The organism is Corynebacterium sp. NML120713, from assembly GCF_001875735.1.
Taxonomy (GTDB): Bacteria; Actinomycetota; Actinomycetes; order Mycobacteriales; family Mycobacteriaceae; genus Corynebacterium; species Corynebacterium pseudogenitalium.
In genome coordinates, this window is record NZ_MLCR01000015.1 from 125,641 (window position 1) to 151,207 (window position 25,567).

Sequence of the window (25,567 nt, forward strand, 5' to 3'; positions counted from 1 at the left end):
GTCCTTGTCCTTCCTTCAACTCTTAGCGGTACCGAACCTGATCAACAAAGCGACCAAAAGAGTCTGCCACCTGGTCATCCCAACGGTTCCACCGCAGGAAGTACTGGCCGTGGGTACCGCCCGTCGGGGCAGCGGCCCGCAGGACCTGGACGGAAAGATCGCACACTGCATCCAGCGGCAAGCAGTAGTTGACCTTGTTGCGGGTCGCACCCGCGGTGCGGGTGTTAAACGGCAGGAAGCCGAGCATGCCGCCTGCACCGCCGTTTGCCACGCCCACCGTGCCAGCATCACGCGCGGCAGTCATCGGGTTGCCAAAGTAGACAACGCCCGCCAGCTTGCCGCGGCGTGCCAGCTCACGCTCGTGCTCCAGCAGGATCATCGCGCCCTGTGAGTAGCCGGACAGCACGTACTTCGGATGGCACCCGCTCGCGCGTTCGTAGTCGTTCACCAGCGCCATCACGCCAGTGCGCCCAATGTTGACGGAGTCCATAAAGTCCGTGCCAGCCTGTCGCGCCATCGTAAACAACGGCACCGCGTACTGGATAGCCAAACCCAGCGCCTGCAGCAGCGTCGCGGGTGCTGCGACGGAAGGGACATCATAATCCGGGTAAATCGCTGGGTAGTAGCGCGGCTCCATACCGAGGACTTCCACGTCCTTCATCAGGGAGTTCCCGCCGTGAGTGGCACGGTAGCGCGACTCCGAATAGCGAAGGAAAGCGCGAATGGTCTCCCCCTCCCAACCATTCGAGGTCCACGGGGCTTCCCCGGCATAGCGTGTTCGGTAAATCTGGTTATTCTGACCGGAGCCGCGTGCAGCGATTACCGCGACCGAAGGGCACCGCTGCTGGGCGGTCGCTTCTTCCGTCGGCAGCACGGGGGTAACCACTGCAGCTGCTGCTGCGGCGAACGCAACTGCAGTCACGGGTAGCCGACGACGGAAAAACGTACGCATTTTGCGGAACACTATGCACCTTCTCTATGGATGAGTCACACCTTGGACTCCGGGTGTGAAGAAACTGCGCATTAGTGTAGCCCGCCCACACCATTTTCCTAACTTCGAGTCTGCCCGCTGCCCTCCAGGATCCACTTCGTGCTTGTCAGTTCAGGCAGCGCCATCGGTCCACGTGCGTGCAGTTTCTGGGTAGAGATCCCGATCTCTGCACCCATGCCGTATTGCTCGCCATCCGTAAACGCGGTCGAGGCATTGAGCATGATGGCTGCCGAATCCACGTGGTCCGCGAAGTACTGCAGCACGCGCGCATCAGTGGCGACCACGGCTTCCGTGTGCCCCGAGGAGTAGCGTGCGATGTGCTTCGCGGCCTCCTCAACGCCGTCGACGACACCGACGGCAACGTCCATCGAAAGGTACTCCTCCGCCCAATCGTGCTCGTCGGCCTCGACTACGTCGCAAGCCCCGAACGCACCAAGTGCTGCCGGGTCCCCGTGGACGGTCACGTCGGCGTCCTGCAGTGCCTTTACGACGGCCAGCTTGTCCGCATCCGGCAACGCCGCGTCAAGCAGCACCGTTTCGGTCGCGTTGCACACCGACACCCGGCGCGTCTTGCCATTGACGACAATGTCGGTCGCCTGCTGAATGTCCGCTGAAGCATCCACGTATACGTGGCAGTTGCCAGTGCCGGTCTCGATGGTTGGCACGGTTGCTTGGGTAACGACGGCGTCGATAAGCCGGGCGCTGCCGCGCGGAATGACCACATCGACGAGGCCGCGTGCCGTGATGAGCGCGGTGACGGAGTCGTGCGAGTCGCTCGGCAGCAGCTGGACCGCCTCGGTTGGCAGCCCCTCCTTCGCCAGCACGTCCTGCAGCACCGCGACCAGCGCCGCGTTCGAATGCGCCGCCGACTTCGAACCACGCAGCAGTGCCACGTTGCCTGACTTCAGCGCCAGGCCAAACGCATCGACCGTGACGTTCGGGCGGGCCTCGTAGACCATGCCCATCACGCCGAGCGGCACGCGAACCTGGCGCATCCGGATCCCGTTGTACATCGTGCCGCCGCGCACCACATCCCCAACTGGGTCGTGGAGGCTCGCGACCTGACGCAGTCCGTCCGCGATGCCCGCGATGCGTTGCTCATCCAGCGCGAGCCTGTCTACCAACGCTTCGTCCATGCCAGCCGCGCGGCCTTCCTCGATGTCGCGGGCGTTGGCCTGCAGAATCTCCGCAGTACGTGCTTCCAGCGCCTGCGCCGCGTGCTGCAGCACAGCGTTTTTGCGGACGGTCGGTAGCGTCGCGATCACCGGCGCCACCTGCTTCGCAGCCTTCGCCAACTGCAGTACCTGAGCTTCGATAGTCGTCATTAGTATCCTTCCTCCACATCAATCTGCGTCGGCAACGGGCGGCCCTCTTGCAGTGCCTCCCAGTTTCGGCGTGTCAGTTCACCCACGCGCGCTTGCATGTAGCGCGGGATGTTCGCGGTGTGCGGGGTAATCAGGCAGCGGTCCATCTGCCACAGCGGGTGATCCTCCGGCAGCGGCTCAGGGTCCGTCACGTCCAGGCCAGCGCCAGCAATCGTGCCATCCTGCAGGGCCTTGGTCAGCGCCTCCGTATCAATCAGTGGGCCACGGCCAACGTTGACCACCACCGCGTTCGGCTTCATCGCGCGCAGCACCTCCGCGTTGACGAGGTGGTGCGTCTGCTTCGTCAGTGGCGCGATGAGCACGAAGTAGTCCGCCTCCGACCACACATCCTGCGCCTCGGACATCGCCACGGTGCGTTTGGCCCCCGGCACCGGGTTGCCGGAGCGGTTCACTGCGATAATCTCCGGCCCGAACGGCTCGAGGAAGCGGATCAGCATCTTACCGATGCCACCCGCCCCAATCACCGCGACCTTCTTGTTGTCGAACAGGTAGTCCGTCTCCTCGTTGAGCTGCCTGTCGTTCCACTGCGGCGTCACCGCCTTGTGCCGGTGCAGCACCCCCAACAGCAGCGCCAGTGCCGCCTCGGCCACAGTGTCGTCGTATATCCCGGCGGCATTAGCCACCGGCACATCGACATCGAGCACCCCTGCCTCTACCAGCTTTTCGACGCCCGCATACGCCACCTGCACAAGCTTCACGCTCGGCGGTAATTCCTCTGGGAAATCTTCCGGATTCCCGCGAAACACCAACACGTCTGGAGACTCGTCGAGGTCCACAAACGTGTGGCCGTGATCTGTCAGGTCATCGACGACTGCGTCCCAAGGTTTCGGTAAGAATGCAAATTTCATGCACCCCAACCTAGCGTGTATTTACAGACGGGTGGCGAAATTTGATAAATAGTCGGCGTGCACGACGGGTTTGCGCTGCCCTTCCGGCAGCTCATCCGTGTGCTTGCCCAGCATGCCGGCAAGCTCCGCGGCATCATACGCAACCTCGCCGCGCCCGACGGCTTCCGAGTCGGGCCCCAGGATCTCCACGATGTCACCGGCGTGGAAGTCCCCCTCGATGTCGGTGATACCCACCGCGAGTAAGCTCGTGCCCCCACTGGTGACGGCCTGCACGGCGCCTTTATCCAGGCGCAGCACGCCTTCAGCGTCCGCGGCGTAGAGCGCCCAGAATTTCCATGCCCTAAGCGTTGACTGCTCACGGGTGTGGAATACGGTTCCGCAGCTTGCGTCCTGCAGCGCCTGCGAGATTTTGGTCGCGCTGGTCAGCAGCACTGGCACTCCGCCGCGGGCTGCGAGCCGCGCCGCCGACACCTTCGCCGCCATCCCCCCGGTCCCGAGCGCACCACCGTCACCGGCCACGACGCCCTCGAGGTCAGCGCCGGTGCGGACCTCAGAGACAAAGCGCGCGCTCGGGTCGGCCGGGTTGCGGTCGTAGAGGCCGTCGACGTCTGAAAGCAACACGAGCGCATCGGCTCCGATGAGCGTCGCCACAATCGCCGAGAGCCTGTCGTTATCGCCGAAGCGCATCTCGGAGGTCGCCACCGTGTCGTTCTCGTTCACGATCGGCACAGTGCCCAGCTGCCGCAGCCTGTCGATCGTGCGCTGGGCGTTCCGCGCGCGCTCCCGCACGCCGGCATCAGCTTGCGTGAGCAGCACCTGCCCCACTGTGCGACCATGCCTGGCGAAGGAGGCGCCCCATTCCTGCGCGAGGTGCACCTGCCCCACCGCTGCAGCGGCCTGCTTCGTGGCAAGATCCCGCGGGCGAGTCCGCAGCCCCAACGGGCTCATTCCCGCCGCGATCGCGCCGGAGGACACCACCACGACGTCGGTGCCCGCATCCATGCGGTCCACCAGCGCATCAACGAGGCGGTCAATCTTGACCCTGCTCACCGAGGAATCCTCATTGACCAGTGAGGAGGTACCAAGCTTGACGACGACCCGCTTCGCACCAGCAATGTGCTCGCGAAGCTGCGCCTCCGTAGTTGTTGCTGCGTTCATAGCAGCTCAGTGTAGCGCTAACCCTGCCAACGTTCCCGGTCGGCTGTCTCCCCGTCGCCGAAATCGAACTCGTCGATAAGGCCGCGGCGCGCCTGGGACGCGCGCTTGCGCTCCGATGCGGACGCGCGCGTGGTGTCGTAGAGTCGGGCGTCCTGGCCACGTCCCGCCATGGTTGGGTCGCCCGCTCGCGATGGCTCCCAATCAAACGAGATCTCGCCGATGGTGACGGTGTCTCCCTCCTTCGCGCCGATCTTACGCAGTTGGTCTTCCACGCCGGCCTTGTTCAGGCGGTCCGAGAGGTAGCCGACCGCCTCGTCGTTTTCGAAGTCGGTCTGGCGAATCCAGCGCTCTGCTTTCTCGCCAGTGACCAGCCAGCCGCCCGGCCACATCGGGTCAGGAACAACTTCGATGCCGCCCTCCTGCGCGTGCCCACGGCGCCGTGGCGCAACCGCCTTCGGTCGCAGCACCTCCGTAGGAGTTGCCTTCTCGGCTTTCACGCGTCGCTTCCTGGCACGCTCCACGATCTTCCACAGCGCCCACTTCAGCGGGTCAAGGCCCTCGCGGGTCGCGGTGGAGATCATGTATACATCCCAGCCGAACTTTTCCTTGATGTCGTCTTCCAAGAACTCGGCGAGCTCCCGGGCCTCCGGCACGTCCATCTTGTTCAGCACGACGATGCGAGGGCGCTCACGCAGGTCACCGAGGCCAGAGTCCAGGTCAAGCTGGTCGGCGTAGGAGTCAAGCTCGTGCTCGAGCGCTTCAATGTCAGAGATCGGATCGCGCCCCGGCTCCATCGTGGCTACGTCCACAATGTGCGCGAGCACCGCGGTGCGCTCGATGTGGCGCAGGAAGTCCAGACCCAGGCCCTTACCCTGGCTCGCGCCAGGGATCAGGCCGGGCACGTCCGCGATAGTGTACGTATCATCGCCGACGTTGACCACGCCAAGGTTCGGAGCGAGCGTCGTAAAGGGGTAATCCGCGATCTTCGGCTTCGCGGCCGAGAGCACCGAAATCAGCGAGGACTTCCCCGCCGACGGGAACCCCACCAGCCCCACATCCGCCATGGACTTCAGCTCGAGGATCAAATCGTGCGCTTCGCCAGGCTCACCCTTGAGTGCGAAGCCCGGGGCCTTTCGCTTCGCAGTGGCAAGAGCCGCGTTGCCCAACCCACCGAAGCCGCCTTCAGCCGCAAGGAAACGGGTGCCCGGCACCGTCAAGTCGGCGAGGATTTCGCCATCCTCACTACGCACAACGGTTCCGACTGGGACCTCCAAGATAAGGTCCTCTCCGCGGGCGCCGTTTCGGTGATCGCCCTCCCCATTGCCGCCGCGCTTCGCCTTGACGTGCGGGCGGTACTGGAAGTCCAACAGCGTGTGCACCTGGTTGGACACCTCCAGCACAATGTCACCACCGTGGCCGCCGTTGCCGCCATCCGGGCCACCGAGGGGTTTGAATTTTTCGCGGTGGACAGAGACACAGCCATGTCCGCCGTCACCGGCCTGGAGGTGCAGCACCGCGCGGTCAACAAATTGGGCCATTAGTTCCGCCTTCCTTGCAAAAGAGTTCTAGTAGTGGAGGGTACCGGGTTGTGGGAAAGAAAAACACCGCGCACCCGGTCGGGGTGTGCGGTGTTTCAAGTATTGCTACGGGCTACGCAGTTTCCTGTGCGACGCCAGCTGCCTCTGCAGCCTCGAGCACCTCTGCCGAAACGCCCTCGCCGTCCGCTGGGACGATGTTGACGATGCGACGGTTGCGCTTAATGCCGAACTGGACTGCGCCCGCTGCAAGTGCGAACAGCGTGTCGTCGCCACCGCGGCCGACGTTGTCGCCTGGGTGGAACTTGGTGCCGCGCTGACGAACGATGATCTCGCCAGCCTTTACCTGCTGACCACCGAAACGCTTCACACCGAGGCGCTTCGACTCTGAGTCACGACCGTTCGTGGAGCTGGATGCACCCTTCTTGTGTGCCATGTCTGAATCTCCTTAGATGGAAGTCTTACTTGATACCAGTGATCCTGATGGTTGTCTGTGGCTGGCGGTGGCCCTGGCGGACCTTGTAGCCAGTCTTGTTCTTGTACTTCAGAATGTCGACCTTCTTGCCTTTGCCGTGCTCGACAATCTCAGCCTCAACAGAAACCTTGGACAAAGCATCAGGGCCTGCGGTGACATCCGCGCCATCGACGAGCAGAACCGGGGTGAGGGCAACCTTGTCGCCCGCTTCACCCTCGATCTTCTCGACCTTGACGAGGTCGCCTTCGGCAACCTTGTACTGCTTGCCGCCAGTCTTGACGATCGCGTACATAGAGGGTTACCCCTTATCTAAACTCGTTGTGTCTCCCCGCATGCTCAGAAGACAGTTGGTACAGTTCTCTAGCGCTTTGTGGCCTTTCGCGTTCCACCGTGCCTGCATGCGTAAACGGCGCGGCTTCACAGCCCAAAACAGCGACTGTCAAATACTACACAGAAGCGGGTGCGATTATCAAACCGCACCCCTCTGTCCCTCTATTTGGAAGAGGTTCGGCGTGTCGCGCGTCGCCGCCTGCGCCGCGCACTCGCCTTCGACTCCTGTTTCTTCGTCGCAGGCTTGGTTGCCTTCTGCTTCGTTTCCTTCGCCTTCGGTTGCTCCTGCTGCTGCGGCTGGGACGTCTTGCGCACTGCGCGCCGACGCCCGCGCCGGCGAGGAGACTCCGTCACCTTCACCTTCGGCTGCTCTTGCGCTTCCTCGCGTGGAGCTTCCTTCGCAGGTTCCTTAACGTGCTCCTGGCGTTCAAAGTCTTCACGCTTTGGCTTGTGGTCCGAACGGGAGTTACCGCGGGTCGCTCGCTTCCGGCGCGGGGAGCGCTCGAAGGCGTCGACGGCATCCTCGTACGTCTGCTCAGGCTTGCCCTTCTCCTGAGCCTGCTCCTGCGGCTTGTCCTGTGGCTTGTCCTGTTCCTGCGCGCGCCCGCGCCCGCGACCCGTGCCTCGACGCCCACGGCGGCGCGAACCAGACTCGCGCTTGGAGGATTCACCTACTGTAGGCGGCTTCGGCTCGTCGTTGTCTTCGTGTGCTTCATTATCTTCGGAAACAACCGAGCCGACCAGCTCGTCGATAGCCTTTTCGTCCAGCTTGCTGCGGCGCTTCTCCTCCGCCTTCTTGTTGGAACGCTCGCCATTCGACTTCCCACGACGCTTGCCGCGGCCACCGCGGTGCTGCAGGTCGTCCTCCTCCGGGTTGTACGTCGCGTGCTCAACAGGCTCCTCGGTAATGATCACACCGCGGCCACCACAGCACTCGCACGGCTTGGAGTAGGTCTCAAGCAGGCCGTCGCCGAGCTTCTTGCGAGTCAGCTGCACCAGGCCGAGCGAGGTGACCTCGGAGACCTGGTGGCGGGAGCGGTCGCGGCCCAGCGTTTCCTTCAGGCGACGCAGCACCAGCTCCTTGTTTTCATCCAGGATCATGTCAATGAAGTCGATGACCACCATGCCGCCGATGTCGCGCAGGCGCAGCTGGCGGACGACTTCCTCCGCGGCCTCCAAATTGTTCGCGGTGACCGTCTCCTCGAGGTTGCCGCCGGAGCCAGTGAATTTGCCGGTGTTGACGTCAATCACCGTCATGGCCTCGGTGCGCTCAATAACGAGCGTGCCGCCCGACGGCAGCCACACCACGCGGGCAAGCGCCTTCTGCACCTGCTCGTCGATGCGGTGCTCCGCAAAGGCGTCGGCACCGTCGTGTTCGGAGCGGTCAAACTTGGTTACGCGGTCCAACAGGTCAGGCGCGACGGACTGCAGGTAAGCGTGCGCAATGTTGTAGGACTTCTTACCGTCAATGATCAGCTCAGAGAAGTCCTCGTTGAAGACGTCGCGGACGACGCGGACGATCAGGCGCGGCTCTTCGTAGAGCAGCACCGGGCGCGAGCCCTTCCCGTTCTTCGCGGCTTCTGCCTTTTCCTGCACCATTTCCCACTGTTTGTGCAGGCGCTGGACGTCCTCAGCAATCGCTTCCTTCGACATGCCCTCGGCAGCCGTACGAATAATCGCCCCACCCTTGCCAGGCACAACCTCGTTGAGGATGCCCTTGAGGCGCTTGCGTTCGGTGACGGGCAGCTTGCGGGAGATTCCGGCGTTACGGCCACCCGGCACGTACACGAGGAAACGTCCGGCCAGCGAAATATGCGTTGTCAGGCGAGCACCCTTGTGCCCGTTAATATCCTTCGAGACCTGCACCATCACCTGGTCGCCGGACTTCAGCGCGTGCTCAATCCTGCGCTTCTTCCCGCCAAGCTTCGCAGCCTTCCAGTCAACCTCGCTGGCGTAAAGCACCGCGTTGCGCCCGGTTCCGATGTCGATGAACGCCGCCTCCATGCCCGGCAGCACGTTCTGGACACGGCCCATGTAAATGTTGCCGATGATCGACGCATTATCGTCCGTGGACACAAAGTGCTCCGCGAGCAGCCCGTCTTCCAGGACCGCTACCTGCGTGATGCGGCCTGGGCCGTCGTTGCGGTCGCGCTCGCGCACCACCATCGTGCGGTGCACCGACTCGCGCCGCGCGAGGAATTCCGCCTCAGAAACAATGCGGGAGCGCTGGCGCTCCGCTTCTCGACGCTCACTCCGCCGACGACGCTGCGCCTCCAGACGGGCGGAACCGCTGATCCCCTTCGGCTCGTCAATAACCTCGACCTTAGGCTCTTCCTCCTTGGGCTCCTCAGCCTCACTCTTCGGTGCGGCATCCTCATCCGCTTCCTTCGGTTCGGAGGTGCGCACTGCTCGGCGGCGCTTTGGACGCGTCGGCGCCTTGAAGATCGGCGCGTATTCGACCGTTGCTTCCTCTTCAGGTTCGGGCTCCGGCTCTTGTGCAGACTCCGGTTCAGGCTCTGGTGTTGGTTCAGGCTCCGACTCCGGCTCGTCGGCGACTTCGAATGTGGCGTCGACTTTCTCCTCGATCTGGTGGATCTCGTTTTCTACGTCCTTGCGCACCCGCTCGCGGATCTTTTCGTCGCTACTGTCTTTCGACTTCTTCGCCTCAGCTTCATCCGCGGGCTGCTGCAGCGCATCGATGACCTTCTCGGCTTCCTCCCGAGTAACCGAGGACTGCGCAACCTTTGTAATTCCCAACTCAGTCAGCGCGACGACAACGTCCTTCGACGCCACCCCCAACGCCTTCGCGAGCTGGAACACCCGCATTTTGTCTTTCAGGGTTGATCGATCAAAGTCCTGAATTTCGGTATGAGATTTTTTCGCCACGTACGTGCTCCTATATTTTTGCATCTGCAAGCTGCGTCAACCGGGCGCGAAGCCGTTGCCGCTGCCACACGGCTGACACACGTTCCTACAGAAAGTTGTAAAAAGCTTGCCCCCATTGTGGCACACGACGCCGACTGCGCCTATTTCAGCGTCGCCGCCAACACAACAAAAGCGCCCACCCTGCCATGTACAGCAGGATGGGCGGTTGAAGCGTGGTTCTTACTTATTCGGGAACCAGATTGCGATCTCGCGCTCGGCGGACTCTGGGGAGTCGGAACCGTGGACGACGTTCTCGCCAACGGTCAGGGCGAAGTCGCCGCGGATGGTACCAGGGGTTGCCTTGGCAACCGGGTCGGTGCCGCCGGCGAGCTGACGCCAAGCCTCGATAGCGCGCTCGCCCTCGACGATACCTGCTACCAGCGGAGCAGAGGTGATGAAGTCAACGAGTTCACCGAAGAACGGCTTGTCCTTGTGCTCTGCGTAGTGCTTCTCTGCGGTCTCACGGTCTGCGGTGCGCAGGTCCATCTCGACCAGCTTGAGGCCCTTACGCTCAATGCGGGAGATGATCTCTCCGACGTGGCCGTTTGCAACGCCGTCTGGCTTAATCAAAATCAGTGTACGTTCAGTCATGTCTCCCTACCCTACTAAACAACAACCACCGGGTGCGAACATCTTGATGTGGGGGTGATTAAAGTTTGCTCCATGACATATGAGAGTCCCCTGCCGCCAATTCCGGACGTCGGCACGCGAGCGCGCTCCATCACCGATCTGCTCTTCGGCAACCTCGGCGAGCATGCGTCGGCGCCGGCGCTCACGGAAGTCGAGACGGGGCGCAGCGTGACCTATGCGCAGCTTCACCAGGAGGTGCTGGCGCTCGCCGCCACGTTGCGCCACCGCGGCATCGGTCCCGGGGATTGCGTCGCGGTGCAGCTGCCCAACGGCATCGATTTCGCAGTCACTTTCCTCGCGTTGGTGCAGGTGGGGGCGTCGGCAAGCTTGTTGGGGACGAGTCTCACTGCTGCCGAACGTGACCACCTCTGCGCGCTCGCCGAGGCCAAAGTTCTTCTCGACGCCCCCATCGCCCCCACCGAACCTGCCGAGCACAGGGCCTCCCCAGCCGGGCCGGAAGATATCGCCGCGGTTGCCTTTTCCTCCGGTACCACCGGTTTGCCGAAGGCCGTCGAGCTGACGCACCGCAACCTGTGCGCGAACATGCTGCAGTTTTCGGCCGCGCTGCGCGCAAGCGGCATCGGCGCGGGCACCTCGACACTGGCGCCGCTGCCGTTCGCCCACATCTACGGGCTGAACACGCTGCTGCTGTCGTCGCTCTACGCGCGCCACCATATTCACACGATGGCAGGCTTCGACCTGGGAGCGTTTATTGAGGCGCAGCGAAGCCACCATATTGAGCTGGGCTTTATTGCCCCGCCGATCGCGCTCGCACTCTCACGACACTCTGAGGCGACCGCGGAGGCGTTCGCGGACTCCCGGTTCATGGTGTGCGGCGCCGCCCCGCTGGACGATGCGTTGGCGGACAGCGTTGAGCAGCGGCTCGGCACGGTGATCCTGCAGGGCTACGGCACCACGGAGACGTCCCCGGTGACCCACGTAGGCATTGCCGGGAGGTCGAAGCCGGGCTCGATTGGGTTCGCGGTGCCGAATACGCAGTTCCGCATCGTCGACCTTCGCGACGGCCACGACGTCGCCCCCGGCGAGCCCGGTGAGATGCTCATCCGGGGCCCGCAAGTGATGCGGGGCTACCGCAACGACCCGGAGGCAACTCGGGCGACGATCAGTGGTGGGTGGCTGCACACGGGGGATATCGTCACGCTGGCTGAGGACGGCACCGTCTACATCGTCGACCGGGCGAAAGAAGTAATTAAGTACAAGGGCTTCCACGTCGCCCCCGCCGAGCTTGAGGCACTGCTACGCACCCACCCCGCGGTTGCCGACGCCGCCGTCGTCCGCCATATCGTGCGCACTCACGGGGTCGACTGCGAAGTCCCGCGCGCCTGCATCGTCGTCGCCGACGGCACTACGCTGAGCCGCGAGGAAATCATGGAGTGGGTCGCCGAGCGGGTGGCCGGATACAAAAAGATCCGTGAAGTCACCTTCACGGATCACATCCCCCGCAACGCGGCGGGGAAGATTCTGCGGCGCGAACTCTAGTCGGCGTCCAGGTGCTGCGTGGTCAGGTAGCCGCCACGCATGCGCTGCACAATGTCGGAGCGCAGCTTCACGATGAAGAACCACACCAGGCCGAACATCAGGCCAACCACCGTGACCGACCAGTGCACGAAGAACCCAAAGATGAGCGGCACCTGCAGGGCCAAGTTAATCCACATCGCGCCCGGCACCTTCTGCGCGAACGCCATCACCGCGTGGGCGACGCCGATGACCACGATGTACACCCAGTTGAACGTGGTCCAGTAGGCGCCACCGTCGACTTTAAGAATCACGAGCAGGATGAGCAGCACGGTGATCGATTCCATGATCAGCGTGCCGGAGAGCACCCCGCGCAGTCCTGCGATTGGGTCCTTGACCGGCTCGTGCCCGAGCCCGAGCGGGCTGATCGGCGGTTGGCGTTTTTCTCTGCTCACTCTGGGTCCTTTCCAAACATGGTGCGGGCCTCCCCCGCGGTCACGACGGAGCCGGTGATGATCACACCGGAGCCGGACTGCACGCCGACTTCTGCAAGGGCGTCCTCGGCAAGCTCAACGGCCAGCTCGTAGGCGGACGGCAGGTGCGGCTGCACGTGCACGCGCTCATCGCCGAAGATGGAGCGGGCGATCTCGGCAAGGTCTTCGGCCTCCATCGCGCGTGGCGAGGAGTTCTGCGTAATCACGACTTCCGTGAGCGCCGGTTCTAGCGCCTGGAAAATGCCAGCGGCGTCCTTGTCACCGAGGATGCCCAGCACGCCGATGAGTCGGGTGAAGTCGAAGTCGTGCTGCAGTGCCTCCGCGAGGGCGGTTGCGCCGTGTGGGTTGTGGGTGGCGTCGATAAACGTGGTGGGTGTGGCGCGCACTCGCTCGAGCCTGCCCGGAGAGCGGACCGCCGTAAAGCCTTCCCGCACCGCCTCAATGTTGAGCGGGTGCTCGGCGTGTGCACCGTGGAATGCCTCGACCGCCGCGAGCGCGACGGCCGCGTTGCGGGCCTGGTGTGGGCCGGACAGCGGCAGGAAGATGTCGTCGTAGCTGCCGGCGAGCCCGCGCAGCCGTAGCTGCTGGCCTCCGACGGCCACCCCGGCTTCCTCAACGCCGAACTCGGAGCCGAGGCGCGCGACGGCGCTACCGACCTGGACGGTCTGCTCCAGCACCACACGCATGGCCTCCGGCTGCTGGTCGGCGATGACCGTGACGGAGTCCGGATTTGTGATGATGCCGGCCTTCTCTCCCGCGATCTGCTCGATCGTATCGCCGAGGTACTGCGTGTGGTCGATGCCGATCGGCATGATCACGTTGACGTCCGCGTCGATCACGTTGGTTGCGTCCCAGCGGCCACCCATGCCGACTTCCACCACGGCGATGTCCACCGGGGCGTCGGCAAACGCGGCGTAGGCGATGCACACCATGGCTTCAAAGAAGCTCAGCGGCTGGCCGAAGTGGTCGTCAGCCATCGCGAGGTACGGCTTGATCTCCTCGTAGATGCGCACAAAGTCCGCGGGGTGGATTGGTTGGCCGTCGATCCCGATGCGCTCGGTGATCAACTGCAGATGCGGGCTCGTCGTGCGCCCCACCCGGTGCCCGAGGCTGCGCAGCAGCGACTCGATCATTCGGGTTGTCGACGTCTTCCCGTTCGTCCCCGCGACGTGAATCGCTTTGAATGAACGCTGCGGGGAGCCCAGCAGATCCATGACGTACTCGACGCGCTCCAGCGTCGGGTCAATTTGCGTTTCGCCCCAGCGTTCCTCGAGCTGCTGCTGGACCTCACGCAATGCCGCGAGGTCCTCAGGCGTGACCTCGCGCGCGACGACGTCTTCCGTCTCCTCCGCCTGCGGCGCGCCCAGGTTCAGGCGCAGCCCGGACTCCTCGACAGAGATATCGAACTGCTCGGGTAGCTCCGGAAGCTCCGGCAGGTCAGCATTGTCGGCCATCTACGCCTCCGGCAGCTGCGCCAGGCGCGCCGTCACACGTGCGAACTCTTCCTTCGCAACCTGCTGGCGCACCTTGATCTTCTCAACGACCTGCTCCGGCGCGTTCGCCAGGAACTGCTCGTTGCCGAGCTGACGGCCAGTGGTATCGAGCTCCTTCTCCGCCGCCGCGAGTTCCTTCTCCAGGCGCTTGCGCTCGGCCGCAACGTCGACGGTGCCGGAGGTGTCCAGCGCCACGTCGAGCGTCGCCTGGCTCAGGCGCATCTCAATGCTTGCCGACGCCGCAAAGCCCTCAGCAGGCGTCTCCACCCGCGCGATATCGCGGATAACGTTTTCCAGCCCAGCCAGGTCCGCCTTGGCAAAGTCAAGCTTCGCCGGCACCTTCTGGTTCGGCTTCACACCCTGGTCAGCGCGGAAACGACGCAGCTCGGTAATCAGCTTGATCGCATCCTGGATCCTGCGGCGCGCCACATCATCCGTTTCGACGCCACCATTGGTGTCCTCCGCAGTCGGCCAAGGCGCCTGCGTCACCGAAGGCTGCTGCGTCAACGCGGTCCACAGGACCTCGGTGATGAACGGCATCGTCGGGTGCAGCAGGCGCAGCACCACGTCGAGCACGCGGCCGAGCACGATCTGCGTGTTACGGCCCTGCGCAGTCTCGCCCTCGCGCGGGATCTGGGTCTTTGCGATCTCCAGGTACCAGTCACACAGCTCATCCCACGCGAAGTGGTAGAGATCCTCGTTCGCCTTCGCGAACTGGTAGTCGTCCAAGTAGGCGTCGACCTTCGCGCGGACTTCTTCCGCGCGGTCCAGGATCCAGCGGTCGGCGTCCGTCAGCTCCTCGCGGGCCGGCAGCGGACCAACCGCTGCGCCGTTCATCAGAGCGAAGCGGGTCGCGTTGTACAGCTTGGTGGCGAAGTTACGCGCGGACGTGGCGTTGTCCTCACCGATCGGCAAGTCCACGCCCGGGTTCGCGCCGCGCGCAAGGGCGAAGCGCAGCGCGTCAGCGCCGTAGCGCTCGACCCAATCCATCGGGTCGATGCCGTTGCCCAGGGACTTCGACATCTTGCGCCCCTTCTCGTCGCGCACCAGGCCGTGCAGGTACAGGTCCGTGAACGGGATGATCGGGCGGCCGTCAACCCCCTCGCCGAGGATCTCAGGGGTGTTCTTTCCAGCAAAGGTGCCGAACATCATCATGCGGGCAACCCAGAAGAACAAAATGTCATACGCGGTGACCAACACGGACGTCGGGTAGAACTTCTCCAGATCCGGCGTCTTCTCAGGCCAGCCGAGCGTCGAGAACGGCCACAGCGCAGAGGAGAACCAGGTATCCAACACGTCCGGGTCCTGGGTGTAGCCAGCCGGCGGCTCCTCGTCAGGGCCGACGCAGACCACTTCGTCATTCGGTCCGTACCAGATCGGGATGCGGTGGCCCCACCACAGCTGGCGCGAAATCGTCCAGTCATGCATGTTGTCCACCCAGTCGAAGTAGCGCTTCTCCATCGATGCCGGGTGAATCTTCGTATCGCCGTTGCGGATCGCATCGCCGGACATCTTCGCCAGCTCTTCAACCTTGACGAACCACTGCAGGCTCAGGCGTGGCTCAATCGGTTCACCGGAGCGCTCCGAGTGGCCCACCGAGTGCACGTACGGGCGCACCTCCTTGACGATGCGCCCTTGCTCCGCCAGCGCCTCACGCACCGCGACGCGAGCCTCTTCGCGGCTCATGCCGTCGAACTTGGTGCCGGTGTCGGCGATGTGGCCGGTCTCGTCCATGATGATCGGCATGTCCAGGTTGTGGCGCAGGCCCATCTCGTAGTCGTTCGGGTCGTGTGCAGGCGTGATCTTCACCGCGCCGGTGCCCAGTTCCATATCGACGTAATCGTCGGCGATCACCTGAATCTTCAGGTCATCGCGGAACGGGTGGTCGAACTCCTGGCCAACCAGGTCCGTGTAGCGCTCGTCGTCTGGGTGGACGGCAATGGCGACGTCGCCCAGCATGGTCTCAACACGGGTCGTGGCAACGACCAGGTGTGGCTCGTCGTCGTTGAGCGAGCCGTAACGGATGGAGACGAACTCGCCCTCAACGTCCTTATAAACGACCTCAATGTCGGACACCGCGGTCTCCAGCACCGGCGACCAGTTCACCAGTCGGTAGTCGCGGTAGATCATTCCGGCGTCGTACAGCTGCTTAAAGATCGTCTGCACTGCGCGCGAGAGGCCGTCGTCAAGCGTGAAGCGCTCGCGCGACCAATCCACGGAGTCACCGATAGCCCGCATCTGCGTGGTGATGGTGCCGCCGTACTGGTGCTTCCACTCCCATACCTTGTCCACGAACTCTTCGCGGCCATAGTCGTAGCGGTCCTTGCCCTCCTCGGCCTTCAGCTTCGCCTCGACCTTCGTCTGCGTAGCGATGCCCGCGTGGTCCATGCCCGGCAACCACAACACCTCGTAGCCCTGCATGCGTTTGCGGCGCACCATAACATCAATGAGCGTGTGGTCCAGGGCGTGGCCCATGTGCAGCTGGCCCGTCACATTCGGCGGGGGCAGCACCACAGAATAAGCAGGCTTGTCCGAGGAAGCGTCGGCGGTGAAGTATCCCTTCTCCACCCAGCCCTCGTACAAAGCCTGCTCGTGTTCGCCGGGCTCCCAAGACTTCGGGAGCGCATCGGCTCGGTTCTTGCCTACCAAATGTTCAGTCGCGTCAGTCACGGTTGACTATCTTAGCCATCAACCTCCGGTAGGCGCGACCGGTTAGAAAAGCTTGGACGCAATCTCCCACTCGCCGCGCATCGCTTCGACGTTCTTGTCGATGCGCTCGCGCTGGAAGTCGCTGATCTCCAGCCCCTCGACGACCTCCCACTTGCCATCGCGGCCGATCACCGGGAAGCCGAAAAGCAGCCCCTCCTCGACACCGTACTGGCCGGTGGAAGGCAGCGCTGCCGTCGTCCACTTGCCGTCGGTGCCGTTGACCCAGTCACGCATGTGGTCAACTGCCGCCGAAGCAGCCGAGGCCGCCGAGGACTTACCGCGAACCTCGATGATCTCTCCGCCGCGCTTGGCAACGCGCGGGATGAACTCGTCGACGTACCAATCGCGGTCTAGCTTGTCGGCAATCTTCTCGCCGCCGACCTCAGCGAAGGTCACATCCGGGAACTGAGTATCCGAGTGGTTGCCCCACACCACCATCTTTTCAATTGTCGACGACGGCACCTCCAGCTTCTGGCCCAGCATGGACAGTGCGCGATTCTGGTCCAGTCGCATCAAGGCGTTGAAGCGCTCGGCAGGGACATCCGCCGCGGCCTTCGCAGCGATACGCGCGTTGGTGTTCGCCGGGTTGCCCACGACGAGCACCCGGATATCGTCCGCAGCGCCAGCGTTGATGGCCTTGCCCTGCTCGACGAAGATCTTGCCGTTCGCGGTGAGCATGTCCGCGCGGGACTCCCCCTTACCGCGTGGCTTCGCGCCAACCAGGAACGCGGCGTTTGCGCCCTCGAACGCCTTGAACTGGTCATCGGAAACGTTGATGCCAGTCACCAGTGGGAAGGCAGAGTCGTGCAGCTCCATCGCGGTACCCTCCGCCGCGCGGACAGCTGCCGGGATCTCTAGCAACGTCAGCTCGACCGGCTGATCCGCACCGAAGACATCGCCGGAGGCAATACGCCACAGCAGGGAGTACGCGATGTTGCCTGCTGCGCCGGTGACAACGACTTTAACGGGAGTGGAAGAATGGTGTGACATAGAAAAACCTCGGGTCAATAGAGTGCGGTACCTGACATTCAAAGTATAGGTAGTACAACCGACACACTACCCCCGAAATCGTGCATACCCTCCCCCCTTTAGGCCTAAAAGGCATAGTAAGGCAAACAAATTCCCGTTTTACACGGTGCAAATTCTCAAATGGGGGCATCATAGAGAAAAGTAGATGTCACCAATGAGCCAACATTCACGCATGCGTAGTAAATCAGGAGCGGATACAACGATGGATTTCCCCACCGACCCCACCTCGGCGAGTATCAAAGCACCTGAACCAGATATCAACGCAGAAATCGACAGTGTTGTTGACATCGCCCTCGATATGTTCGCCCGCGGCGGCTTCTCCCAAACAAAGCTGGGTGCCATCGCAAAGGAAACCGGCATGTCGAAGAGGATGATCCATTACCACTTCAGCGACAAAAAGGGCCTCTACGCAAAAACGATCAGGCGCGCGCTCGACCGCCTGGCTCCACCCGAAGAGATCCTGCAGCGCTCCTACGCAGTCCCAGTTGATGGCATGCGCCGCTTCGTAGACAGCATGTTCCACTCCTTCCAGGACAACCCTGAGGCAGTTCAGCTGCTCATTCGTGAGCGGCTCGAGCCGGTCCTCGAGGACGCCTCGGCGGACATTGTGCACGGCCGCAGCGAGATCACGCTGCACGTCGAGCGCCTCCTGCTCGTGGGCCAAGACGCCGGCGCCTTCCGGCCGGGGATCTCCGCCGATGACGTACTCGCCCTGCTCACGGCGCTAAGCACGCTGCGGGTATCGGGCAACGCGGCGTCGATAATTACGAGCCACCTCGACCTCGACGAGCCGCGGAACGTCGAAGGGATGCGGCGCATGGTTATTGATACCGTGCTGGCGTTTTTGACGTCCAACATCGCGCCCTCGGGCTACGAAAGCTACCTCGAGGCCACTCCCCTGCCGGACAGCGAAGGCACCGGCGCCAGCGACGACCTCTACGACATCTACTAGCTGCGACTCGGCAGCCTTACGCCGAGCGCTGCCCTTCCGCTTCCACGAACTGCGGCTCTGCAGCGCCCCGCACCACGTCGCCGTTGATGACGACTTCGCTGACGTTCTCGCGGTCGGGCAGGTCGTACATGATGGGCACGAGCACTTCTTCCATGATGGCGCGCAGGCCACGGGCGCCAGTGTTGCGCTCGGCAGCGCGGTCCGCGATCTCCTCGAGGGCGTCCTCGGTGAGCGTGAGCTGGGCGCCGTCCATCGAAAAGAGGCGGCTGTACTGCTTCACCAGTGAGTTCTTAGGCTCGGTGAGTACGCGCACCATGGCGTCGCGGTCGAGGTTCTCCACGTTCGCAATGATCGGCAGGCGCCCAATGAACTCAGGGATGAGGCCGAACTTCACCAGGTCACCCGGCTGCACCTGCGCCAGCATGTTGGCTTCGTCGCGCTCCTGCTTCGAGTCAATCTCCGCCCCGAAGCCGATGCCCTTCTTGCCCACGCGCTCCGCAATCACCTTGTCCAAGCCCGCGAACGCACCGGCGACGATGAACAGGATGTTCGTCGTATCAATCTGGATGAACTCCTGGTTCGGGTGCTTGCGCCCGCCCTGCGGCGGCACGGACGCGACGGTGCCCTCCAGGATTTTCAGCAGTGCCTGCTGCACGCCTTCGCCGGACACGTCGCGGGTAATCGAGGGGTTCTCGGACTTGCGGGAGATCTTGTCTACCTCGTCGACGTAGATGATGCCGTGCTGCGCCCGGTTAACGTCGAAGTCCGCGGCCTGCAGCAACTTCAGCAAGATGTTTTCGACGTCCTCTCCGACGTACCCCGCCTCGGTGAGACTGGTGGCGTCGGCAATTGCGAATGGCACGTTGAGCATCCTGGCAAGCGACTGCGCGAGGTACGTCTTGCCGGAGCCCGTCGGCCCCAGCAGCAAAATATTCGACTTCGCGATTTCCACTTCCTCATCACGCTTGCGGTTCGTTACATTCTCCGACTCCGCTCGGATGCGTTTGTAGTGGTTGTACACCGCCACCGCGAGCGTGCGCTTCGCCGAGTCCTGCCCGATGACGTACTGGTCCAAAAACTTGGTGATCTCACTTGGCTTCGGCAGCCGATCCGCAGCCTCATCCTGCTCAGCCTGCGCCCCGCCGAGTTCTTCCTCGATGATTTCGTTGCACAGTTCGATGCACTCATCACAAATGTAGACTCCGCCACCGGCAATAAGCTTGCGAACCTGCTTCTGCGTCTTGCCGCAAAAGGAGCACTTCAACAGGTTTGAGGTGTTTTGGGATGTTGCCATAGATGCGTTGGACTCCAGCTTCTTCGTCTCGCCTAAGGGTTGACCTTAGAGCTTAGCGGGTACGTCAAACTCACACACTCTCGCACGTTGTCGCGCATCGTGGCGATCAAGGGCACAATGGAGCGCATGACGCATATACATACTGTGGAATACGGCAATAAAGACAACACCAGCACCGTGGTGCTCGTCTCCTCCATCGCGACGACGCACGAATCCTGGTCGAAGCAGATTCCTGAGCTGGCGAAGCACCACCGTGTCATCGCGGTCGATCATCGCGGGCACGGCGACTCCGACGTCGCCCAGGTGGCTCCCGGTTCCGCAACCGTGAAGCTGCTTGCGCAGGATATCTTGAGCGCGCTCAACCGTGAGGGGGTCGACCGCTTCAGCGTTGTCGGCCTCTCCCTCGGCGGCGCCATTGCGCAGTATCTTGCGGCGTACAGCGGGCGCGTGGAGAAGGCAGTCTTCGCTTGCACCGCGACTTACCTCGGTGGCAATGAGCAGTGGGACGAGCGCACGCGCATCGCACGGGAGGAAGGCATGGGCCCCATCGCCGACATGCTCATTCCTAACTGGTTCACCCCAGCATTTATCGACGCCCACCCAGGGGAAGTCGAGCGCATCCACGACATGGTCAGCGCCATCGACCCCGAGGGTTACGCCCAAAACGGCGATGCCTTGGCAAAGTGGGACTTCGCTTCCCACCTGGATCAGATCACCTGCCCAGTGCTGACCATCGCGGCCGCCGGCGACGCCGGTACCGGCCCGGACAAACTGGCCGAAATCGCCGACGGCGTCGCAGGCCCCGTGGAGTCTGTGGTCATTGAGCCGGGCTCGCACCAGGTGCCCATCGAGAACCCTGCTCCGTTCAATGAAGCGCTGCTGAAGTTTTTGGGCTAAGATTTGTCGGCTACGCTAGACGCAGAAGTCTGTCAGAAAGGATCCCCTAGTGATGAACACCCGGCCCAAACTTGTGCTTGCCGCACTCTTGACGTGCACGACGCTGTTGGCCGGGTGTAACTCGTCGCCGGAGGATCGTTTGGCGGAGCCTGAGATCTCGTTCCCGGCGAAGGAGACGTCGACAAGCCCGGCGCCCGACGATGATGACGAGGACGCGACCGAGACCGAGACGTCCACCTCGACAAAGACATCGACGAGTACCTCGAAGAAGAGCTCAAGCTCGTCTAGCTCCTCGAGTTCTTCGAAAAAGTCGAGCTCTTCTGCCTCCTCTAGCGATGATGACAGCGACGAGCCCGCGCCAGTACAGCCTGCCGAGCCCGCCCCTCAGAACGGCGCAGCGTGCGCGTGGCCGAAGCAAGGCCAGCAGTCAGCGAGCGACGAATACAGCACCTTCTGCGACGGCGACTGGGCCCGCACCGTGATGCCGAACGGCCAGGAGTACTTCTGGGCCTCCAACGGCAACTCTTGGGCATCCGTTGACCCCGTCGGCGAGCACGAAGGCAACGCCTGCTGGGACCGTAAGGACTTCGCCTCCGCGCCGGCCGCGGTGCGCGACGCGGTCCCGTACTGCCCTTAAGCCTGCAGTACCTCCGCTGGCTTCTCGACGACGACCGGCTTCGCGGCCGGCGCACGCAGGCCTACCAGGGCGACCGCACTCAACACGAACACGCCTGCCGCAACGATGTAGAGCCCACGTGGCCCCAGCCCGGCCTCGGCGAGGTAGCCGATGAGCAGTGGTCCGCAGACCGAACCAACTCGCCCCACAGCCAACGCCACTCCAACGCCGGTCGCCCGCAAGTGCGTCGGGTAGGACGCCGGAGTCACGGTGTACATGCCGGTAACACACGCGTTCAGCAACATACCAACCAGTACGCCCAGCGGGAACGCCACCAACGACGCGCCCGCGGAGAAGATGAAGGCCACCAACGCGCCCGCGCCACCGATGGCGAAGGCGATGAGCAGCACGCGGGCGTCAACACGCGTGGTAATCACTCCGAAGATCAGCGAGCCGATCGTGCCGCCGAACGCGATCATGATGCCGCCGAAAATACCCTGCTGCGCGGACAGTCCCAGTTCGTTGAGCAACTTGGGCGTCCAGGAATTAGCAAAGGCAAAACCAAAGCTGATCAGCGAGAATGCAATCCAGATCCGTACAGTCGTCGACAGCCATACTGGGGAGACGATTGCGCGCAGGGCGCCCGAGGCGGAAGCCGGGGCGCTCGTCTGGGCCGGAACCACTGCTCCCCCGTGTCCAATACGGCGTGCGATACGCTCAACGCGCGCAGCGTCACCACGGCTTGCGAGCACGTCCACCGACTCCGGCAGCAACGCCGTTGCAAGCACCAGCGCCACGGCAGACAGAGCCGCGCCCACGAAGAAGATCCAGTGCCAGCCGTGGCTCTCCACAACCTTGGACGCCAGCACGCCGCACAGCGTCGCTCCAACGCCGTACCCCGACGCGTAGACCGCCATCGCCAGCCCACGGAACCGGTCGTTAGAATACTCACTGACCAGCACCGTCACGCACGCGAGCACGCCGCCCACGCCCACACCAGTGACGAAGCGCCACGCGATAAACGCCGCGGTACTCCCCGCGAAGCCCGACAGGAGCAGGCCCACGGTATCAATCAGCAGCGCCACAAGAATCACGTTTCGACGCCCCCATCGATCCCCCGCAGGCCCAAAGACCGCCGCGCCGACACCAACGCCGAGCAGCGCCGCCGACAGCACCCAACCCAGCAGGGACGAGCCGATCGCGAACTCCTCCGCCAGGTGCGGCGCCGCAAATGCGGTTGCGACGAGGTCATAGCCGTCAAGGGCGTTCAAATAGGTAATGACGGCAATGATCAGCCACTGGTACGGGCTCATCGGCCGAGTGTTAATGGAGGTTCTAATATCCACCGCGGTCTTTCCTTTATCTTCACGTGTCGTGTTTTCGCAGATGTGTGAAGAATGTACCGCACGGTCTGTCTATTCGCGTCCTTTTATTCACGTTTGGTCAAGCACACAAAAAGACGCCACCCGGTTACCCGTGGTGGCGTCGACAAGCGATCAGAAGTTAGCCGTTCAGCTTGCGGTAATCAAAGACCTGGTCGATGATGCCGTACTCGACAGCTTCCTGCGCGGTAAGGATCTTGTCGCGATCCGTATCAATACGGACCTGCTCCGCAGTGCGACCGGTGTGGTGCGCGAGTGTGTCCTCCATCAGGCGACGCATGCGCTCGATCTCATTGGCCTGGATCTCGAGGTCAGAAACCTGGCCCTGGGTACCCTGCGTCGCGGGCTGGTGGATCAGCACCCGCGAGTTCGGCAGCGCAGCGCGCTTCCCCGGCGCACCTGCGGCAAGGATGACCGCCGCAGCGGACGCAGCCTGGCCGAGGCACACCGTTTGCACGTCCGGGCGGACGTACTGCATCGTGTCGTAAATCGCCATCAGCGCGGTAAACGAGCCACCCGGCGAGTTAATGTACATCGTGATGTCGCGGTCCGGGTCCTGAGACTCCAGCACCAGCAGCTGCGCCATGATGTCATTCGCGGAAGTGTCATCGACCTGGGTGCCCAGGAAGACGATGCGCTCCTCGAAAAGCTTGCCGTATGGGTCGATCTGCTTCGTGCCGAAGGAAGTCTCCTCCAAGAACTGTGGCAGCACGTAGCGGGAGGAAGGCATTTGGAAAGACATACGTAAATTCTCCTGTCTACTTAGTTGCTGATCGAGCCCTGAGCGCTCTCAATAACGTGGTCCACGATGCCGTACTCCATCGCCTCTTGGGCCGTGAACCAACGGTCACGGTCGGAGTCCTTCGTAATCTGCTCAAAAGTCTGGCCGGTATGCTCAGCGATAAGCTGGGCCATCTCGCGCTTCGTCGCAGCGAACTGCTCAGCCTGAATAGCAATGTCGGCAGCAGTACCGCCAACGCCTGCGGACGGCTGGTGCATCATAATCCGAGCGTGCGGAAGCGCGTAACGCTTGCCTTTCGTGCCGCCGGAAAGCAGGAACTGCCCCATCGACGCCGCCAAGCCCATGCCGTACGTAGCAATATCGCACGGCGAGTACTTCATCGTGTCATAAATCGCCATGCCGGCAGTCACGGAACCACCCGGGGAGTTAATGTACAGCGAAATGTCGCGAGTTGGATCCTCCGCGGACAGCAGCAAGATCTGCGCGCACAGCTTGTTCGCAATTTCGTCGTCAACCTGCTGGCCCAAGAAAATAATGCGCTCGCGCAGCAGGCGCTCATAGACAGAATCACCCAAGTTCATGCCCTGCGATGGGGATGTCATAAAAATGGCTCCTTCGTGGTTCAAACTCTTTTATGTAGCGTCAACAATGCCACCACCCTACTCCGATAGTCCACTTTGCACGGGGTTGTTCGCTGATGGCGTACACGTACGTTGTGAACCCGTAGTGAATGGCGAAACGCCCCGGCGTAGGCGCAACGCGTGCGCATCGCCGGGGCGTTTCAACTCACGATTTAGTCTTCGGAAGCCTCTGCTTCTTCCTCTTCAACCTCACCGAAGTATTCGTTCGGGTCGACGGTCTCGCCCTTGTCGTCCTTCACGGACACGCGGCAGATCGCGGTAGCGAGTGCCTTGCCGCGGCGGACGTCTGCGAAGAGGTTACCGATCTGGCCTGCCTGCTGCAGCTGCGCCACGAACTGGTTCGGGTCCATGCCGTAGGACTGCGCGGTGAACAGGATGTGGTCGGTCATCTCCTGCTGGGAAACCTCAGGCTCCTCCTGGTCAGCAACAGCGTCCAGGAACAGCTGGGTACGGACAGCGGACTCAGCCTGCTCGTGGTTCTTCTTGTCGAACTCCTCGCGGGTCATGCCCTGTGCCTCGAGGAACTGTGCGACAGCAGCCTCGTCGTGTGCCAGCTGGCCGAGCATCTGGTGGAGCATGTTGTGCTCCTGCTCCTCCACGATGGACTTCGGAAGCTCGAACTTCGTCTCCTCGAGCGCTGCCTTCAGTACCTCGTCGCGGATGTCAGCTGCCTGCTGGGTCTTCTTGTCCTCAGCGAGCTGCTCCTTGGTGGATTCACGCAGCTCCTCAGCGGTGTCGAACTCGGAGGCCATCTGAGCGAACTCGTCGTCAAAGTCAGGAAGCTTGCGCTCCTTCGACTGCTGGACGTGTACCTTGATGGTGGCTTCCTTGCCCTTGTGCTCGCCGAACTCGATCGTCGCTGTGAACTCGTTGTCCTCGCCGGTCTTCATGCCGCGCAGCGCGGTGTCGAGGCCCTTGATCAGGTCGTCCGAGCCGATCTGGTAGGTCAGGCCCTCAGTGGAAGCCTCCTCAACCTTCTCGCCGTCAACCTCAGCGTGCAGGTCGATGACTGCGAAGTCGTCGGTCTTCATCTTGCGCTTGGTGTCCTTGAGCTCGCCGAAGCGCTCGCGGAGCTGGTCGATCTCCTTGTCGACGTCCTCGTCGCTGACCTCGAGGGCCGGAACAGTGACGTCAATCTTGGAGAAGTCAGGGACAGTAATCTCTGGGCGAACGTCGACCTCAGCGGTGAACTCGACGACGTCGTTGTCCTCGATCTTGGTGATGTTGATCTCTGGCTGACCGATCGGGTTCAGGCCATTTTCCAGGACAGCCTTCTCGTAGCGGGTTGGCAGCATGTCGTTGACAACCTGCTCCAGGATCGGGCCACGGCCGAAGCGGGCGTCGATCAGCTGGCGAGGAGCCTTACCGCGACGGAAGCCAGGAATGTTGACCTGCTGCGCAATTGACTTGTACGCCTGGTCGATTTCCTTGCCGAGCTCATCGAAAGGAACGCTGACGTCCAACTTGACACGAGTCTCACTGAGCTTGTCGACGGAAGTCTTCACGGATTACTCCTGTAATTAATCGGGTAAATTGTACGGATATGTAAACAAGCCCGCTATTTC

Annotated in this window: 22 protein-coding genes; 4 read left to right on the top strand and 18 right to left on the bottom strand. The window is 62.7% G+C overall.

The features are described from left to right. Positions 1-22: 22 nt before the first annotated feature. The 9 genes from BJP06_RS08500 to ndk all read right to left on the bottom strand — a co-directional run bounded on the left by BJP06_RS08500 (position 23) and on the right by ndk (position 10,238). Positions 23-952, bottom strand: a complete 930-nt coding sequence (locus tag BJP06_RS08500) for a cutinase family protein (protein ID WP_070478481.1) — start codon at positions 950-952, stop codon at positions 23-25. A 98-nt stretch (positions 953-1,050) separates the two neighbouring features. After that, positions 1,051-2,316, bottom strand: a complete 1,266-nt coding sequence (locus BJP06_RS08505; RefSeq protein WP_071573550.1) for a glutamate-5-semialdehyde dehydrogenase — start codon at positions 2,314-2,316, stop codon at positions 1,051-1,053. Beyond that, a complete protein-coding gene (locus tag BJP06_RS08510; RefSeq protein WP_070478395.1) occupies positions 2,316-3,224 on the bottom strand; it encodes a D-isomer specific 2-hydroxyacid dehydrogenase family protein in 909 nt (302 codons plus the stop codon). Before BJP06_RS08510 ends, BJP06_RS08505 begins: the two co-directional genes overlap by 1 nt. A gap of 21 nt (positions 3,225-3,245) precedes the next feature. Beyond that, a complete protein-coding gene (gene proB / locus BJP06_RS08515) occupies positions 3,246-4,382 on the bottom strand; it encodes a glutamate 5-kinase (protein ID WP_071573551.1) in 1,137 nt (378 codons plus the stop codon). Between the two features lie 17 nt (positions 4,383-4,399). Next, positions 4,400-5,920, bottom strand: coding sequence for a GTPase ObgE (obgE, locus tag BJP06_RS08520; RefSeq protein ID WP_070975222.1), 1,521 nt, complete (start codon positions 5,918-5,920; stop codon positions 4,400-4,402). A gap of 112 nt (positions 5,921-6,032) precedes the next feature. Then, on the bottom strand, positions 6,033-6,353 hold the full coding sequence (gene rpmA, locus BJP06_RS08525; RefSeq protein WP_070975223.1) for a 50S ribosomal protein L27: 321 nt from the start codon (positions 6,351-6,353) through the stop codon (positions 6,033-6,035). A 25-nt stretch (positions 6,354-6,378) separates the two neighbouring features. Continuing rightward, positions 6,379-6,684: a 50S ribosomal protein L21 gene (gene rplU, locus BJP06_RS08530; protein ID WP_071573552.1), complete on the bottom strand. Its 306-nt coding sequence runs from the start codon at positions 6,682-6,684 to the stop codon at positions 6,379-6,381. Between the two features lie 200 nt (positions 6,685-6,884). Continuing rightward, on the bottom strand, positions 6,885-9,632 hold the full coding sequence (locus BJP06_RS08535) for a translation initiation factor IF-2 N-terminal domain-containing protein (protein ID WP_083433252.1): 2,748 nt from the start codon (positions 9,630-9,632) through the stop codon (positions 6,885-6,887). 195 nt (positions 9,633-9,827) lie between these two features. Further along, positions 9,828-10,238, bottom strand: a complete 411-nt coding sequence (gene ndk / locus BJP06_RS08540; protein ID WP_070478404.1) for a nucleoside-diphosphate kinase — start codon at positions 10,236-10,238, stop codon at positions 9,828-9,830. Between the two features lie 72 nt (positions 10,239-10,310). Between ndk and BJP06_RS08545 the strand changes: the two genes are divergently transcribed. Further along, entirely contained in the window at positions 10,311-11,777 is a 1,467-nt protein-coding gene (locus BJP06_RS08545; protein ID WP_071573554.1) for an AMP-binding protein, read from the top strand. Here the strand turns inward: BJP06_RS08545 and BJP06_RS08550 are convergent. Genes BJP06_RS08550 through BJP06_RS08565 form a run of 4 tightly spaced genes read right to left on the bottom strand, consistent with a single transcriptional unit; the run spans position 11,774 to position 17,439 of the window. Further along, positions 11,774-12,208: a DUF4233 domain-containing protein gene (locus tag BJP06_RS08550; RefSeq protein ID WP_070975226.1), complete on the bottom strand. Its 435-nt coding sequence runs from the start codon at positions 12,206-12,208 to the stop codon at positions 11,774-11,776. The two genes, BJP06_RS08545 and BJP06_RS08550, sit on opposite strands and share 4 nt — an antisense overlap. Continuing rightward, complete coding sequence (locus BJP06_RS08555) at positions 12,205-13,701, bottom strand: folylpolyglutamate synthase/dihydrofolate synthase family protein (protein ID WP_071573555.1); 1,497 nt, start codon at positions 13,699-13,701, stop codon at positions 12,205-12,207. Before BJP06_RS08555 ends, BJP06_RS08550 begins: the two co-directional genes overlap by 4 nt. Beyond that, positions 13,702-16,410 carry a valine--tRNA ligase gene (locus tag BJP06_RS08560; RefSeq protein ID WP_070975228.1) on the bottom strand — a complete coding sequence of 903 codons (2,709 nt, stop codon included), beginning with the start codon at positions 16,408-16,410 and terminating at the stop codon, positions 13,702-13,704. 42 nt (positions 16,411-16,452) lie between these two features. Further along, complete coding sequence (locus BJP06_RS08565; RefSeq protein WP_070362033.1) at positions 16,453-17,439, bottom strand: malate dehydrogenase; 987 nt, start codon at positions 17,437-17,439, stop codon at positions 16,453-16,455. 193 nt (positions 17,440-17,632) lie between these two features. On the opposite strand from BJP06_RS08565, the gene BJP06_RS08570 reads away from it, so the two are divergent. Beyond that, positions 17,633-18,430 (top strand): TetR family transcriptional regulator, encoded by a 798-nt coding sequence (locus tag BJP06_RS08570; RefSeq protein WP_083433253.1) that lies wholly within the window; start codon positions 17,633-17,635, stop codon positions 18,428-18,430. A gap of 16 nt (positions 18,431-18,446) precedes the next feature. Here BJP06_RS08570 and clpX read toward each other — a convergent pair whose 3' ends face one another. Further along, a complete protein-coding gene (clpX, locus tag BJP06_RS08575; RefSeq protein WP_070362031.1) occupies positions 18,447-19,724 on the bottom strand; it encodes an ATP-dependent Clp protease ATP-binding subunit ClpX in 1,278 nt (425 codons plus the stop codon). An 87-nt stretch (positions 19,725-19,811) separates the two neighbouring features. On the opposite strand from clpX, the gene BJP06_RS08580 reads away from it, so the two are divergent. Continuing rightward, the gene (locus tag BJP06_RS08580) at positions 19,812-20,621 is read left to right on the top strand and encodes an alpha/beta fold hydrolase (protein ID WP_255365825.1); all 810 of its coding nucleotides are present in this window, start codon (positions 19,812-19,814) and stop codon (positions 20,619-20,621) included. Between the two features lie 49 nt (positions 20,622-20,670). Next, complete coding sequence (locus BJP06_RS12135; RefSeq protein ID WP_177224295.1) at positions 20,671-21,258, top strand: hypothetical protein; 588 nt, start codon at positions 20,671-20,673, stop codon at positions 21,256-21,258. Here the strand turns inward: BJP06_RS12135 and BJP06_RS08590 are convergent. From BJP06_RS08590 to tig, 4 genes are all read right to left on the bottom strand, one after another. After that, complete coding sequence (locus tag BJP06_RS08590) at positions 21,255-22,550, bottom strand: MFS transporter (RefSeq protein WP_255365826.1); 1,296 nt, start codon at positions 22,548-22,550, stop codon at positions 21,255-21,257. The genes BJP06_RS12135 and BJP06_RS08590 overlap by 4 nt on opposite strands. A 190-nt stretch (positions 22,551-22,740) precedes the next feature. Beyond that, on the bottom strand, positions 22,741-23,361 hold the full coding sequence (locus tag BJP06_RS08595; RefSeq protein ID WP_070362028.1) for an ATP-dependent Clp protease proteolytic subunit: 621 nt from the start codon (positions 23,359-23,361) through the stop codon (positions 22,741-22,743). Between the two features lie 20 nt (positions 23,362-23,381). Then, positions 23,382-23,963, bottom strand: a complete 582-nt coding sequence (locus BJP06_RS08600) for an ATP-dependent Clp protease proteolytic subunit (RefSeq protein ID WP_070362027.1) — start codon at positions 23,961-23,963, stop codon at positions 23,382-23,384. Between the two features lie 191 nt (positions 23,964-24,154). Next, the gene (tig, locus tag BJP06_RS08605) at positions 24,155-25,507 is read right to left on the bottom strand and encodes a trigger factor (RefSeq protein ID WP_071573559.1); all 1,353 of its coding nucleotides are present in this window, start codon (positions 25,505-25,507) and stop codon (positions 24,155-24,157) included. Positions 25,508-25,567 lie beyond the last annotated feature (60 nt).